The 13,855-nt window shown below is 54.5% G+C and carries 13 protein-coding genes; 8 read left to right on the forward strand and 5 right to left on the reverse strand.

The window, feature by feature from the left end; genetic code table 11:
* Positions 1–20 precede the first annotated feature (20 nt).
* From CA13_RS35765 to CA13_RS28025, 6 genes are all read left to right on the forward strand, one after another.
* Positions 21–197, forward strand: a complete 177-nt coding sequence (locus CA13_RS35765; RefSeq protein WP_419194924.1) for a hypothetical protein — start codon at positions 21–23, stop codon at positions 195–197.
* 116 nt (positions 198–313) lie between these two features.
* Positions 314–1,912, forward strand: a complete 1,599-nt coding sequence (locus tag CA13_RS28005; RefSeq protein ID WP_146402321.1) for an amidase — start codon at positions 314–316, stop codon at positions 1,910–1,912.
* 31 nt (positions 1,913–1,943) lie between these two features.
* Positions 1,944–3,476, forward strand: coding sequence for a DUF4440 domain-containing protein (locus CA13_RS28010; protein WP_419194925.1), 1,533 nt, complete (start codon positions 1,944–1,946; stop codon positions 3,474–3,476).
* 158 nt (positions 3,477–3,634) lie between these two features.
* Positions 3,635–4,885 (forward strand): serine hydrolase domain-containing protein, encoded by a 1,251-nt coding sequence (locus CA13_RS28015; protein ID WP_146402325.1) that lies wholly within the window; start codon positions 3,635–3,637, stop codon positions 4,883–4,885.
* Between the two features lie 39 nt (positions 4,886–4,924).
* Entirely contained in the window at positions 4,925–6,253 is a 1,329-nt protein-coding gene (locus tag CA13_RS28020; RefSeq protein WP_419194926.1) for a serine hydrolase domain-containing protein, read from the forward strand.
* Between the two features lie 13 nt (positions 6,254–6,266).
* Complete coding sequence (locus CA13_RS28025) at positions 6,267–6,887, forward strand: MarC family protein (RefSeq protein WP_419194927.1); 621 nt, start codon at positions 6,267–6,269, stop codon at positions 6,885–6,887.
* A gap of 73 nt (positions 6,888–6,960) precedes the next feature.
* On the opposite strand, the gene CA13_RS28030 is transcribed toward CA13_RS28025, so the two are convergent.
* The 5 genes from CA13_RS28030 to CA13_RS28050 form a co-directional block, all read right to left on the reverse strand.
* The gene (locus CA13_RS28030) at positions 6,961–8,226 is read right to left on the reverse strand and encodes a carbohydrate porin (protein ID WP_419194928.1); all 1,266 of its coding nucleotides are present in this window, start codon (positions 8,224–8,226) and stop codon (positions 6,961–6,963) included.
* A 316-nt stretch (positions 8,227–8,542) separates the two neighbouring features.
* A complete protein-coding gene (locus CA13_RS28035) occupies positions 8,543–9,253 on the reverse strand; it encodes an amidohydrolase family protein (RefSeq protein WP_146402331.1) in 711 nt (236 codons plus the stop codon).
* A complete protein-coding gene (locus CA13_RS28040; protein WP_146402332.1) occupies positions 9,202–9,489 on the reverse strand; it encodes a hypothetical protein in 288 nt (95 codons plus the stop codon). Before CA13_RS28040 ends, CA13_RS28035 begins: the two co-directional genes overlap by 52 nt.
* Positions 9,490–9,662: 173 nt before the next feature.
* Positions 9,663–10,748 carry a hypothetical protein gene (locus CA13_RS28045; RefSeq protein WP_146402334.1) on the reverse strand — a complete coding sequence of 362 codons (1,086 nt, stop codon included), beginning with the start codon at positions 10,746–10,748 and terminating at the stop codon, positions 9,663–9,665.
* 207 nt (positions 10,749–10,955) lie between these two features.
* Positions 10,956–11,396, reverse strand: coding sequence for a hypothetical protein (locus tag CA13_RS28050; RefSeq protein WP_146402336.1), 441 nt, complete (start codon positions 11,394–11,396; stop codon positions 10,956–10,958).
* 298 nt (positions 11,397–11,694) lie between these two features.
* Here CA13_RS28050 and CA13_RS28055 point away from each other — a divergent pair, with 298 nt between their 5' ends.
* The gene (locus CA13_RS28055) at positions 11,695–12,507 is read left to right on the forward strand and encodes a hypothetical protein (protein WP_146402337.1); all 813 of its coding nucleotides are present in this window, start codon (positions 11,695–11,697) and stop codon (positions 12,505–12,507) included.
* A gap of 1 nt (position 12,508) precedes the next feature.
* Entirely contained in the window at positions 12,509–13,825 is a 1,317-nt protein-coding gene (locus CA13_RS28060) for a carbohydrate porin (RefSeq protein ID WP_146402339.1), read from the forward strand.
* The last annotated feature ends 30 nt before the right edge of the window (positions 13,826–13,855 follow it).

Raw genomic sequence — 13,855 nt, forward strand, 5'->3', positions numbered from 1 at the left:
CATAACCCCTGGTACAGAAAATGGGGTCATTCCAATTTGACTTCGTTACCAAAGACGGCGATTTTGGCAAAGGTGGTTACCAAGGCCAATCGCTGTACATCTCACCCTCAAAGAACCTCGTGGTCGCTTCCTTTGCCACGTGCGAGAAACACGACAGCTTTAAGTTCGCCCGCGCAATTCGCAAGGCGCTCCGTTAACACATTGCCCGCGAGAGGAGAGAATCATAGACACATTCATTACACCCAAAGCGGCAACGTGTCACCAACACTCACCCTCAGTTCCACGAAAGGACGATCCCTTGTCGCACAGCCAAATGAATCGCCGTCAATTCACACGTAACTCCGCTCTCGGAGCGTTGGGGCTCGCGATTGGAAACTCATTTTTCTCACAGGCTCATGCTGCTCAAGACGCCTTGGCAATGAGTTGGGACGAGTGGGGCAAGCTGGATGCGACGGGCATGGCTCGGTTGCTGGTGGCTGGAAAAATCACTCCGGCCGAGGTCGCCGCCCAGGCGGCAAAGGCATCTGAGCTGGTCAATCCCAAGTTGAACTGTGTCATCGAAGTCTTCGAAGATGTGGTCAAGAATCCGCTCAAGGATGGCATGAACGTCAACGGGCCATTCCACGGCGTGCCGATGTTCGTCAAAGATACGGGCTCGCACTTGAAAGGGCGTTTGCAAGAGAAGAACTCGATCTTTTCCAGAGGCAGCCGATCTGACTATGACGATCCGCTGATGCGAAACTTCCGGCGAGGTGGATTCAATGTCCTTGGACGGGCGACGATGGGAGCACTTCATATCACCGAAGGTTTGCTGACCGGCTTCACGCTCAATCCCTGGGACCTGGAGCACACGCCAGGTGGATCTTCCGGTGGCTCAGCGGCTTCGGTTGCTTCGGGAATCGTCCCATTGAGTCACGCTTCCGATGGCGGCGGTTCCACTCGCAGTCCCGCGACTCTGAATGGGTTGGTCGGTCACAAGCCGACGCGTGGCCTGCTGCCGAACCTGGACGGGATGAGCTACGACATGGCGTACATGGTGACCGAAGGCGTCATCACGCGGAGCGTACGCGATCAGGCCAATGCTTATGACCAGATGATTTGGCGTTCGCCTTCGGATCCGGCTTTTATCCCCGTTCAAATGCCGAGCGTGCCCTTTTCCGAGCGGATCAAACGAGACCCGACGCGGCTCAGGATTGCTTTGAGCACCGGGAACTGGAGCCGCCGCGCGGCTGATAAGAGTGGGCGCCCGGTCAATCCGGAAGTGATCGCCCGCACGCGACAGGTAGCGAAGCAGTTGGAGTCACTCGGACACACGGTCGTCGAAGTCGACGAAGATCAGATCTGTGACTTTGAAAAACTCTACAAGGCATTCGAGTGGTTTTACTTGTATGTCTATGACTGGACGGCGCAGTCCGAGCAAAGTGGCGTGCCGATCAACGAAAAGACGCTCGAGCCCGCTTTCCGAGCGATGGTCGAACATCAGAAAAGACACCCTAAGCCAGCAGGACTCGTCGATGCGGCCCGCGCCGCGAACGCACAGCTGGCGGGCCAGTGGGCCAAGTTCTACGCAGAGTACGATCTATTGCTCACCCCGTCCGACGGCGACGGCGCGATGAAGGCAAACGGCAAAGGCGAGCTTTCCTTGTTTGCACCGTTGGAAAGTGAAGCGGACTATCTGAACTGGATCGAAGATCATATGGATGACGCACGGTACTTCATCCCGGCCAATGCAATGGGCTTTCCCGCGATCAGTTTCCCGACCGGGATGCTCAAAAGCGGCTTGCCTTGCGGCGCACAATTGCACGGTCGGTGGGGCGACGACGGCCGGGTCATGCAAGTCGCAGCTCAGATTGAACGAACCAAGCCGGAATGGTTTGGTACGAAACCACCAGTACACGTCTCGAACCTCTAATCATTCACTCTATCCCAACAACAGATCCATCATGAAGTTAAACACTCTCAACTTATCCATCTTCGCGCTAGCCTTATTTACCGTTTCCAGTTCTGTTTTCGCGCAGAATAAGATTGGCGACAATCTCTCTTACTTTCATGCAGACCGCGAAACTGCCCAAACAAAAGTTATCGTCGCCGATTTTGCGGGCAAGAGTGATGTGGAGTTGGCGAAATACCTTTCCGAAATGGAACGGGGCGCCGCACCACAAAATGTGATTGACGGTTTCAAGGTGGCGGTTGAAAACAACCGCAAAATTGCACCGAAGTACGTTGCCATGATGGAGCAGCAGGCAAAACTGCGTGGCGTGCCTGTTCACCAACTCTTTGCAGAAGCGAGTGTTGAAGATTGGAAAGTCATCCAAGGTGTTAAGGAAGCCCTCGGCGCTGGCGAAGAGATTGAATCACTGAACGGCTGCACGACCGCCGCATTCAATACCGGCATCGTCGGGCAGAATAATGATTTGGGTTTGGATCACCTTACACCTGACACCACGGTGATCAAAACCGACACCGCCATCTTCTTGCCGACCGACGGTGCTCACTTCCAGGGCATGGGTAAACATGTCGGAATCGTTCTGAACGTTGTTGTTGATACTGGTGGAGAAGAAGGCCTGGGGAAAGACAATCTGGTTTCAACCGACGCGGTGTTTGCAGCGGCCACCGGTTCGAAGTCGATTGACGACTTTAAGAAGAAGATCACGGGATTCACCACCATCGTTCCGATCAACTTTACGGTGGCAGATGATCAAGGGAATCATGCAGCTATCCGGGTCAGTAACGACGGCCTCGAAATCGTGAACCAGCGTGCACGTGGCAGCGCAAGCGGAAACCATTCCGAACAGCTGAAGCAAGAATTGCTGAAGAAGATGAGTTTGTTCGAGGCGAATGATGCATTTTTTGACACTTTTGCTCGAGAATCGCACGCGTTGGCCTTCCTTGATTACTGCCCCGAATTGAACGTTGAGGCGATGCAGTATCTGTTCAGTGAGAGACCCATCAACTTGGCGAAGTATAACGACAAGAGCTTCGTAACGGTCGAAACCATGATCTTTGATACTGTCAACGGTTGCGCCTATGTGACGGGTGATAACCCGCGATTCACCAAGTACACCAAAATCAGTTTGAACGGAGATTCGAAAAGCGACGAAGAGGCGATTGCCGAACTCGTGAAGATGCAAGACGCAGCCCTGGCTGCTTCGGACCGAGAGACACTCGACAGATTGATTGACGATGAAGGGCATTTCACAACGGAGGATGGCAAGATACTGAACAAGCAGGATTACATCTCCGACTGCCTCTCCCACCACTCGGATTCCATGCAATTCGAGACCTCCGACTCCGTTGACGTGACGGTTCGGGTCCTCGGCGACACAGCCATTCAGACCGGCACATGGATCGGCACAGGGAAGAACGACGGAAAGCCATTTCGAATTGAGAAACGCTCCATTACCATCTGGATCAGACGCGGTTCTACTTGGGTGCTGACCGAGGAGCAGACATTTCGGGTCCCCAGCAGCGACTAGCCAAGAGCCTGCCCCACGCCCGAGATGGCGAGGGCATAACACGCTGGTGCCAAGCGGCACTTCTGGCGGAGGACAAGGGGCAATCTGCCCTCAGGATCACGCGGAACGACGGTCAGATTCTCTGACGCTACATTAACCAACTTCGAATAGGAAAAACAATGAAGACTTGCAGCGTCTTGGTCGCCGCGATGGGAGTATGCCTCCTGTCCCTTCCGTCAGTTTCGGCCGATGAACCCTCGGCTTTTGGTTCGGGGTTCGACGTGCAGGAGTTCTACAAGCCCTTCACGTTGGATGACATCACCCCAGCGAACATGCAAAAGTGGCCGTACTATAAATATGTCAGCACGCATTGGGACGAATACTCTCTGCACGGAACAAGGAAGATCAAACGATCAAATCAGCCCACCAAACTGACGGTCGCGGAAGGCGATCAACGTTTTGATCTGAACCAGCAGTGGAAAGAAGGCGAAAGCTATATCGATGCGTTTTTGGATAGTCAGGTAAAGGGGTTCGTTGTCATGAAAGACAATCAGATCCTGGCGGAGTTTTACGACAACGGGTTCATGGTCGATCAAACGCAACTCCTGCAATCGTCGTCAAAAACCTTGGCGGGAGTGATCACGAACCGGTTAATCAACGATGGCCTGTTAGATCCGAACGCCAAGGTCCAGCAGTACATGAAGGATTTTGAAGGAACCGACATCGGCGGTGTGACCATCCAGCACGTTCTGGACATGACCAGCGGTCTGCCGACCTTGCTGGATTACCACACCGCCGGTGCATCCGGTCAACTGTGGGAGATCGAGATCGGCCTGCAGCCGGGCAAGTCGAAAGGTCACCGCGATAACCTCAAGGCAGCAAAAGCTCAGGCGAAACAAGGCGACGAGTACAACTATTCCGACAAGAACACGGACGTGCTGGGGCTGCTGGCCGAGCAGGTCAGCGGAAAGAAGTACGGGCAACTCTTGTCGGAATTGTTCGATGCATTTGGCGCCAATTCAGACGGTTCGATCGCTTTGACCAGCGACGGGACCGGTTCGGCGAACTATGGCGTTAGCATCACTGCGAGGGACTACGCCCTCTTTCATCAGTGGATCGCCCGCCGGCAAGCGTCCAAGTGCTTTTATGATTCCGCACTGGATACCAGCAAAACCAGGTTTGGAGAGAACAAATCGGGGCAACTCCTTTCCGGTGACGACACCATCACGTATGGCTCTCAGAGTTACTTTCTCGGGGAGTATGACGTCCTGTATTCAAGCGGTTCCTACGGACAGTTTGGATTCAGCGACATGAAAACGGGCGTGTCGGTCGTGTTCATGCACGATTGGGCCGTCAATGCCGAACCGGACAAGCTGATTGCTTGTCGCGCCAGGGCGTTGGAAATCATCAAGACGCTACGTTCCAACTAGCAATCACCCCATCCATTGAATACCCGAGGAAACCACGCTGTGAAAAAAAACGAAATTCGATCGTTGTTTGCGGTTCTGATCTTGAGTTCGTTTTCCGTGCCAGCGATTGCGCAGGAAACGAAAGAAGGCATCAATACCGAAGCGATCATTGGCAGCACTGCTCGCACCGCCGGGCAGGGCTACACGCAGGCGGAGACTCTTGAACATCTAGGCAACTTTGATCACCCACGCTGGGACGTCAAGGACGACGAAACCAAACGGTTTGCGCACCTCAATGGTCCGCAGATCTTTACGCACGCGTGGGTGCATCGCGATGGCCCCATTTCGCTGTTGCAAACCGACGAGCAGCCACGAATCGGGAAAGTCAAGGCTAGCACGCCGATTGGGGATATCACGCTGGACCAGTGGATCGCCGACGGCACGGTCGACGGATTCTTGGTGCTGCACCACGGGAAGATTGTGTTCGAACAGTACCCGCGAATGCGTTCGTTTGACAAGCACCATTGGTGGTCGACGCGTAAGGGACTGGTCGGAACCGTCATTGCCATGCTGGAAGACGAGGGCAAAGTGGATGTGTCGCTGGGGGTCGAGAATTACGTCCCCGAGTTGAAAGGAACTGCTTGGGACGGAGTACCGGTCATCGATGTTCTGGACATGGCTTCCGGCACATCGGGCGTTGAGGTCGACGACCCCGATGCGTTGACCGGCGAGAAGTCTCGCTATTACCAATACGAAGCGAGTGTAGGAAACCGACCGGCGACGGCGAAGACCGCGAAGTCAACCTACGACTACGTGGCCGGTCTTTCCCGCCATCGTCCCAACGGCGAGGCGTACGAATACACCACCGTCAACACCTTTGTGCTGACTTGGCTGGCCGAGTCGGTGACGGGCAAACCGTTTGCCGAAGTGGTTAGCGAAAAGATCTGGCGGCCGATGGGTGCCCAAAGCGACGGCGTGATGATGGTTTCCTCCGCGGGCGCTTCCAGTACGATCAATAGCACGCTACGAGACCTGGGGCGTTTTGGCCTGCTTTTCACTCCCAGCTGGCAGACGGTTAGCCAACGCCAGTTGGTTTCCGATGCCTACCTGAAGAAGATTCAGCAGGGCGGGAGGCCGGAGATCTTTGACAAGGCGGGAGCCGGCAAGAATTGGACCGGCGTGTTCCCTGACGATCAACCGATGCACAATACTTACCAATGGGATTTCGTGATGCCCGACGGCGACTTCTTCAAAGCCGGCCATTGCGGACAGGGGCTCTATCTTTCACCCCAGCGGGATGTCGTCGTTGCCTTCTTCGGCAGCGGCGACGACCCTTCGATTGTCGTCAGCTTGAAGCTGGCTCGGGCAATCGCGAAGTCGTTCAAATAACCAGAGGCGATCAGTGGATTGGAATTTCCTTACTCAGGCAGTCACCGCTATGTTGGTGATCACGGCGCCGCCGGATCCGGCCAAAATCTTGCTATTCAATTCGATTGTCGACGAGAGCAGACAGTCACGGATGGCGGCTGCGATCAAGGTGGCGTTGATCGTGGCGGGTATTCTGGGCGGCGCTGCACTAGGCGGTGCCGAGTTTGCAGAATTACTCGGCATCAATCTGGACGTCTTCAGTGTCGTCGGAGGAATCGTGGTTGCCGGAATGGGATTCGAAATGCTCTACGGCGGGAAACGCAGTAAGGCTCAGGGTCAAGAGGCCACCGAACAGGACGCCGAAGAGGAAGGTGGACTGATCATGCCCTTGGCGATTCCCTTGATTGCGGGCCCGGGTGCCATTGTCACCTCGGTTACCATCTCAACGTCCAACGACGATGGAATGGTGGCTGCTCTCATTGGCTCGGCAGCGGTGGCGTTGATGACCTTTATTTCGTTTCGATTTCTGGGGGGACTACTATCGAAACTTTCAGATCGAGCAACCGCCCTGATGTTACGGCTCGGTGGGATGCTGTTGGCCACGATCGGTCTGCAGATGTTATTAGGCGGTTTGAAGAATTTCTTTGCCACCTAGAAATGCGTGAACAGCTGGACGATATAACTAAGTCACCTGATCTCCGGATCGCTTACTCGGTTGGTTGATCGACTCAAAACGAAAAACCGACCCGCAAACCAAACGCCGCTTCCGTGTTTCGACTGGGGCTGTTCGAGGGGTCGAAATAGAGCTGCACATCGGGCGTCACCTCGATGTTCTCTGTCATCTGCAGTTTCCAGAACATCTCCATGCCGTAGTCGTCGCGCCGGGTCGAATCGGTCGGGTCCTGCCACATGAAACCGATCCCGAGCCGGTCGTTGTTGTAGCCCAAGGCCTGCGTGAACACGATTCCCGTGGACAACGCTTGCTGCACGGGAGTGCGACGCCCGTCCCCTGTACCGAACCGGAAGAACGTGGCCAGTTTCGGTGAGAACTCTTGTTGGAAGCTAAAAAGCCAAACGCTGCTGGACGGACCGCTGCCACCGAAGCGTTCCGTTCGTTCGATGTGGCTGAAGTTGACTTCGTACCGTCCCTTACCCCAGCCGTGAATCGTCGGGGTGTAGACGAAGCCGGGGACGTAAACGAATCTGCGTCCGAAACTCTTGAAATCGGGATAGAACGGATAACCATCGGCGTCAGCAAGCAAGAAGCTGACCTGAAAGTCGTTGGTCAGATGAACGGTGGTGTCGATTCCCAATCCGGCGATTGGGAAATTGCGTACAGGATTGCCCGCCAACGGTTGAGCCATGAAAGACGTTCGGTCCCAGCCGGCGTAATCGTTTTGGTCGAGCATGATCTTCAATGCCAACTGCCCCACACTGATCTGAACGTTGCCGTCAAGAAAATTCTGGGTCCACGCAAGGTGTCCCAACGCGTTGGTGGCGTCGCCCACGTCATCGTTGGCCAGAATAGTTGTCCCGACCGAGTTGGCGAATTGGCCGGCTGAATGGCCCAGCGAGTCAGATTCATGAAGAAAAAAGGTATACAGCGTACCTTCGTTTCCGGGGCGATGAAGCAGTTCCCATTCGGAGTATAGATTGAACGATTGGCTGAGCATGTTCGATTTATTGCCACCCTGAGTCCCGAACTGCCATATCGGCGCATACAGGCCGATTAGTGACGGCCCACCAGATCGCTCCAAATTGTCCGACGCGCGTTTGAGATCACTCAGGCAATCGGCGAAGCATCCGCCGTACCAATGCGTATCAACGCCCATTAATTCCAGTTGCTCGGCCCGCTCAAAGACCGCCTCGGGGTCTCGATTTTGACCCCGGGCATCCATCGCAGTGATGCAATGCATCGAAAGAATCACTGCCAAACAGGCGATCCGCCTCATGTAATCGAAAAGACGGTTAGAGTTGGGAAGAGATGAGGACATGGCAGGCATTGTTGATTGCAACGAGGTCGCGAAAGTCAGTCATTTCAATGCAATTGAGATCGGTCCGCCGCAACCCTGAGAATGAATATCGAAGGGAATATTTCCTTGACTTTCGCCTCGGAGCCCGCCGCGACTCTCTCCCCTTCCGATTTTGCGGGTCAGGGAGATTGACGGGGGTTGAAATCTCTCTTCCTGAGCAGGAATGAATCATGAGAACATCCCGCTCGTCCGTCGCCATGGTCGCTAGGATCGGCATCGCGTGGACCGAATCGTTCATGCGACGTATCGTTAGTCGCCCTCGGATGTGCGATACACATCACTGCCTGTCACTTTGAATCGGACCTCTTGGGTCGCCAAACTCCCGGCAACGTGAACTCGCAGAAATGGCCCGGCACATAGTCGCCATACACCACGCTTTCTCGAGTTCAGCGAGGATCTCCATGGAGGCCTCGAAATCGCGTTCCATTCCTCCGTGCGTGTCTTTGACGTTCGGCGTGATGATGCCAGGATTCAGGATGGTGGTCGTGCCGTTATGGGCAGCGATGGTGAAGAGTTCTTCACTACTTTGGCGGACCATCGCCTCGGCGTCCCAAGCACCCATATCGATGTAGGCCCGCATCCATTGAATCTCGATGGCCGCTCCAGTGGGGTTCCCATCGTCGTCCCGCTCCCAATAGGTGATACCAGGAAGCGTGTCTGGCGTGTCCTTGGTGATGCCAGCCGCTTCCAAGGCCGCCGAGTTGAGCCACGCGTCGTGGATGGTGAAATCGAGCATGATCGCCGGGCGATCGGGCACGGCGGTGTCGAGGTCTTTCGCCGTTGGTCGTCCGCCAAGCTTGTCGGCAACCCAACCGACGCCCCGAATTACCTTTTCGTCCGGGTGCGTTTCGGCATACTCTTTGATCTGCTCGAGCGTCTCGGCCTTGTTCTTGGCGTCATACAGATTCGCACCCAGAGCGATCCAACTTGAAGCGATCAGATGGTCTGAGCGCTGATAAAGCCGGGCATCACCATTTTGCCTGCGCAGTCGACGACGTCGGTATCATCGCCAATAAACGCTTTGGCATCGGCGCTGGACCCAACGAACACAATTTGATTGCCTGTCACTGCCACCGCTTCGGCCCAAGGCTGAGCGTCGTTGACGGTGTAGACCTTGCCGCCGGTGAATAACGTATCGGCCGGTTTCTGTTGAGCGAACGCGATTGCGGGTAAGACCGCGATTGCGAACACACTGCCCACGATTGCTTTCATGTGACAGTTCATTGAATTTCGTTTTTGCGTCGATGGGGGGAGTGATAAGTCTTTAGGATCGCCGGAACAATAAATGAGATTGTCTTCCAGCTTGTCATGGTCAAAACGACAGGCTGGAAGCCAATCCTACATCCCAATCCCGCCAATAGTTGTTCCGACGCTCTTCAGAGGAGTCGTTTTTCTATCTAAAAGTCGAAGTCGTCAAATCCGCCGAAGTCGCCGTAGTCGTCGTCGCCGAAGTAGCCTCCGCCAAAGTCATTTGTGTCGACGTCCAACGCTCCGTCGTAGCCACGAAAGTCGTCGTAGCCACCGAGATCATAGTTGTCGTAGCCGATGCCAAAGTCGCCAACATCGAGATCTTCTTGAAGATCAAGTCGTCCGCCGAAATCAATCGCATTGTCACCCGATCCAATTGCGTCATCACCGAACCCAAAGTTCAAATCGTTCAGGTCAAGGTCGACGTCGTCTTGCCAGAAGTCAGCGGAATCAATCTCTTCGAAGTCCGCAGTGACATTGTCCCATTCGGCCTTGGACATCAAGTCACCCAGGTCCGCTCGGGCCGCGTCCCAGTCCTTTTCGTCTGCCGTATCCACATCGTCCCACTGGGCATCGCTCAAGCGGCTCAAGTCATCAAAGGCATCTCGCAAGTCATCCTTATACAACTCAGGAATCTTGCAGTCACGAATCCAATCCTCCAACTGCTCCCAATCCTCGTCCTCGCGAGCGCGGATCAAGAGATGACGCAGAAGTTCGCGATCCTGTTCGTCACGAACAAATTGATAGATTGTCCCGGCCGCATACACAGCGCGGGCCAACGGAGACCAACGGTTGCGATCAGCGTTGAGCGGCAATCGTCGCACTGGTCGATCAATAATGTGCCTGCGAACGATCCGCGAACTTGGCCTCGCCGCCGATCTTACAACTGGCTTCGAACTGGTCGTTCGCTTCTTCAGTTCGGTCAGTTCCCAGTTGCCGCGTTTGAAGTTCAATCCGTAGGTTCCAGGTCTTGTGATTGTCCGCGTCTTCCAGGCGCTCCTGGTGTTGCCTTTCCAAAACTCGATCGTTATGGGAAAGGACCGAGGCACAAGGACCGAAGCCTTACCAGGCTTGATCTCTCGACGGGTTGTTCCGATCTTCAGGTAGGCGTTGTACCTATCCAGGTTTGCTAACACGACTTTGTCAGCCCCCTTGGTTGAGGAACTGAAGATCGATCCCGCGAGAATACATGTGGCGACAAACAGTCTTGCCTGATTTGAAAATGTGAATTGCATTGTTGTGTTTCAACGATACCGGGCACTCGAGATAAAGAGGGACGTTGAAACTATAACTAGAATCAATCGTTGATACGTGAATACAATCTCTCCAAACTTTGAAAAACCAAATGAAATGCAGATTCACTGGCTCGACTCTCAAGGCGAATCAGTTGATTGAAATTCCGAAAACCTGCACGATTCGATCACCAAGAACAGACTGGAAGCCTATCCGACTGGTACGTCGTCGGCGGAGATTGCCTGGGGTGATTCCCCTGAAGCCTCATTATCCCGTTTCGAATCGGTTTTGTAACCTGTGGAAGCGGCGATCCATTGAGGATCTCGCGTGAATACCACGTCCAACGCTAGGTGATCCATCGCGCCAGCCAACACATCGGCGACTTCGCGTCGACATTCGTCGCGATCTTTCAGGCCGTAGTCATCCTTCTTCCCACAGGGAACATACAACTGGATATAGCTGAGACGCTCTAGCGGATGCGCCCGCATCTTCGTTTGGACGGTTTCGTTACCAGGAAACGCCGATTGAATGGCTGCAATGGCGCGATCCTGAAATGCGGGATCCGGTGCTTTGCCGACGATTTGATTCCAGTTTTCGCAAATGATCTCTGGCGGCATTGGCAAGCTGAGAAATGAAAGTCGTGGCCCCATCGCTACTCGTCGATTCCGTGCCCCCACGTCCGATTCGTTTTTGAACTTGGGTAGCTTGGTAACCCGATAACCGACCCCTATTAAGAAACTAATCGGCCCTGTCGCTGCCCCACATGCCTGGGAGGGTTTGATATCAACGGACGCGTCATTGTCGGCATAACATGAATTACCGGACCTTGATGCGGCTATCGCAGACGTGGACAACTAATTTGATCGGCACCAACCGCACGAACCGTCGATGCCAGAAGACGCGTATAGCAATTAAAACCAGTTCCCAGTACACGCATGGATGCGCCCGATGCTTCGTCGACTCTCTTTAGTGTGTTTTTGCTGCGTTGCATTTATGGGCGTCGCCACGGCTCAAGATCCCAGCGACCCCACGCAGGTAAACTTTCATGTGATGCAGGAATGGGAGTGGAACCAGCTGTCACAACGCCAGGGCGACACGGTCGCCTATAAAGTCAGCCCATTCATCCCCTTCAAGATTGGGGAGCAGAGTCTGTTATTTAACTTCGAAGTTCCGCTTACTTACGCAGGCACGGACGTCTTGGGCGATCACACCGGACTCGGCGATACACGGCTGAAGCTGTTTTGGCTAATTGGCACGCAAAGCGAGTTCGTTCGCGCGGTCGTTCCTTCGTTCGATGCGATTGCACCCACTGGTGACGAGAACAAGGGTTTAGGGGGCGGATCATGGATCCTGATGCCGAACATGGTTTTCGCGCTTCAAATGGCCGAGAACTTCTCAATCTACCCGTTTTTTCGTTACGTGCACTCCGACGCGCCGCGGTCGTTTCTCGTACCCGACAGCGGGATTCCCGTTCCACCGGATGGGCAAGTCGACCAGTCTCCATCCGACACTCGTGCCTTCAATATGGAGGTCATGATGACCTTCGGGCTTCAGGACGCGGTGATCGACTGGGTATCGGTCACACCTGACTATTTTCAAAACTTTACCGGTGACCGCGGCCACACGTTTCAAATGAAGTACGACACAGGTGTAGCGCTTTCCGAACAACTCTTCTTGATCACAAAGTTTTGGCATCCCGTTTCGGGGGATGTGGCCAACGACTTTTCCTTTGGTTTGAGCTTGGATTGGTATCCACAGTAAAATGACGCACCGATCATTGTTTTCCTCATTAATGGCGTTAAGCGTCGTCCTGGTCAGTGCGGTCCCGGTATGCGCCCAGTCATCCACCAGGGCGAATACACAGCCATCAAGTTCAGGCCAAACCACAACCGGGCGTTTGCATGGGTTGATTGGTCACCGGGAATTGAGCAACGTGCCGGACGATGTCGGATACCAGTTGAGCGAGTCCGATGAGAACATTGATTCGCTGTTTCCCTACGGTCCGCTAACGCCGCTAAACGATTTTTGGAGTCGCTCGACGAAACGCGTCAAGGAAACGCGTCGAATGGACCTTGGACTCAATTACACGGCCATTTATCAGTGGGCAGACACGACGGAGCAGGGTCCGCGAGAAGCCGGGGACGGCGACCTGGACTTCTTCGGTCGTTGGAATCTGTTGGGGTGTGAACGCTGTTCTTCGCTTGGGCTGGTTTTCAGCAGCGAGACCCGACATAAATATTCGGCGGTCGCCCCCAATCGACTGAACACCGGCACGGCAGGTGGGACGATCGTCGGTTTCGGTGAGCAGGACTTTTCACTCGTGCAGCTGTATTTGGAAGCCGGCAACTACAAGGATCGCTACATCGCGCGAGTCGGCAAGATGGATCCGGCGTTGATTTATGACGGCGGGCGGTACGTCAGTGCGAATTATGCTTTCTTCAATCCCGCTTTCTCCGATACAGCACCGATGCCGTTACCGGGTGCCGGGTTGGGCATCGCGGGCGCAGTGTATCCGACCGAGACGACGTATCTCGCCGCAGGACTTCATGACGCGAATGGAAAGCGGACGACGGCCGGATTTAATACGTTCTTTGGGGAGGGTGAGTTCTTCACAGCAATGGAATGCGGTTGGTTTCCCAATGTCGATCAGCCGCACGAAGGTTTGTACCATCTGACGTTTTGGAACATTGACGCCCGCAAGAGAAACGGCCGCGGAAGCGATCATGGACTAGCGCTGACGCTTGAACAACCACTTGGCTGCGACGGAAAGTATGTCCCGTTTCTTCGTTACGCTCATGCAAACCGCGGCTTGAATGACATTCGCCAGAATCTATCGGTCGGCCTGGGGGTCGAGAACGTTTTTGATCAAAACGACGATCTCATCGGCGTGGCCGCGTCCTGGCAAGATCCGTCAACTGCCGGCGCGCGGGATCAGTACGCTATTGAAACGTTTTATCGTTTCTATCTAACGCCGCACACTCACCTTTCGCCAGATATCCAAGTCATCATCGACCCCGCTAACGCGTTGCAAAAGAACGCGGTCACAGTCCTCGGACTGCGACTTCGCACCCTCTACTAACCAATCGAAATGGCCATGGATCGATCAATT

Source organism: Novipirellula herctigrandis, assembly GCA_007859835.1.
GTDB lineage: Bacteria > Planctomycetota > Planctomycetia > Pirellulales > Pirellulaceae > Novipirellula_A > Novipirellula_A herctigrandis.

Bases quoted from the DNA above. Each gene is read 5' to 3' on its own strand.
- CA13_RS35765 (WP_419194924.1), top strand. From the start codon at position 21: ATGGGGTCATTCCAATTTGACTTCGTTACCAAAGACGGCGATTTTGGC.
- CA13_RS28005 (WP_146402321.1), top strand. From the start codon at position 314: ATGAATCGCCGTCAATTCACACGTAACTCCGCTCTCGGAGCGTTGGGG.
- CA13_RS28010 (WP_419194925.1), top strand. From the start codon at position 1,944: ATGAAGTTAAACACTCTCAACTTATCCATCTTCGCGCTAGCCTTATTT.
- CA13_RS28015 (WP_146402325.1), top strand. From the start codon at position 3,635: ATGAAGACTTGCAGCGTCTTGGTCGCCGCGATGGGAGTATGCCTCCTG.
- CA13_RS28030 (WP_419194928.1), bottom strand. From the start codon at position 8,226: ATGTCCTCATCTCTTCCCAACTCTAACCGTCTTTTCGATTACATGAGG.
- CA13_RS28040 (WP_146402332.1), bottom strand. From the start codon at position 9,489: ATGAACTGTCACATGAAAGCAATCGTGGGCAGTGTGTTCGCAATCGCG.
- CA13_RS28045 (WP_146402334.1), bottom strand. From the start codon at position 10,748: ATGCAATTCACATTTTCAAATCAGGCAAGACTGTTTGTCGCCACATGT.
- CA13_RS28050 (WP_146402336.1), bottom strand. From the start codon at position 11,396: ATGGGGCCACGACTTTCATTTCTCAGCTTGCCAATGCCGCCAGAGATC.
- CA13_RS28055 (WP_146402337.1), top strand. From the start codon at position 11,695: ATGCTTCGTCGACTCTCTTTAGTGTGTTTTTGCTGCGTTGCATTTATG.
- CA13_RS28060 (WP_146402339.1), top strand. From the start codon at position 12,509: ATGACGCACCGATCATTGTTTTCCTCATTAATGGCGTTAAGCGTCGTC.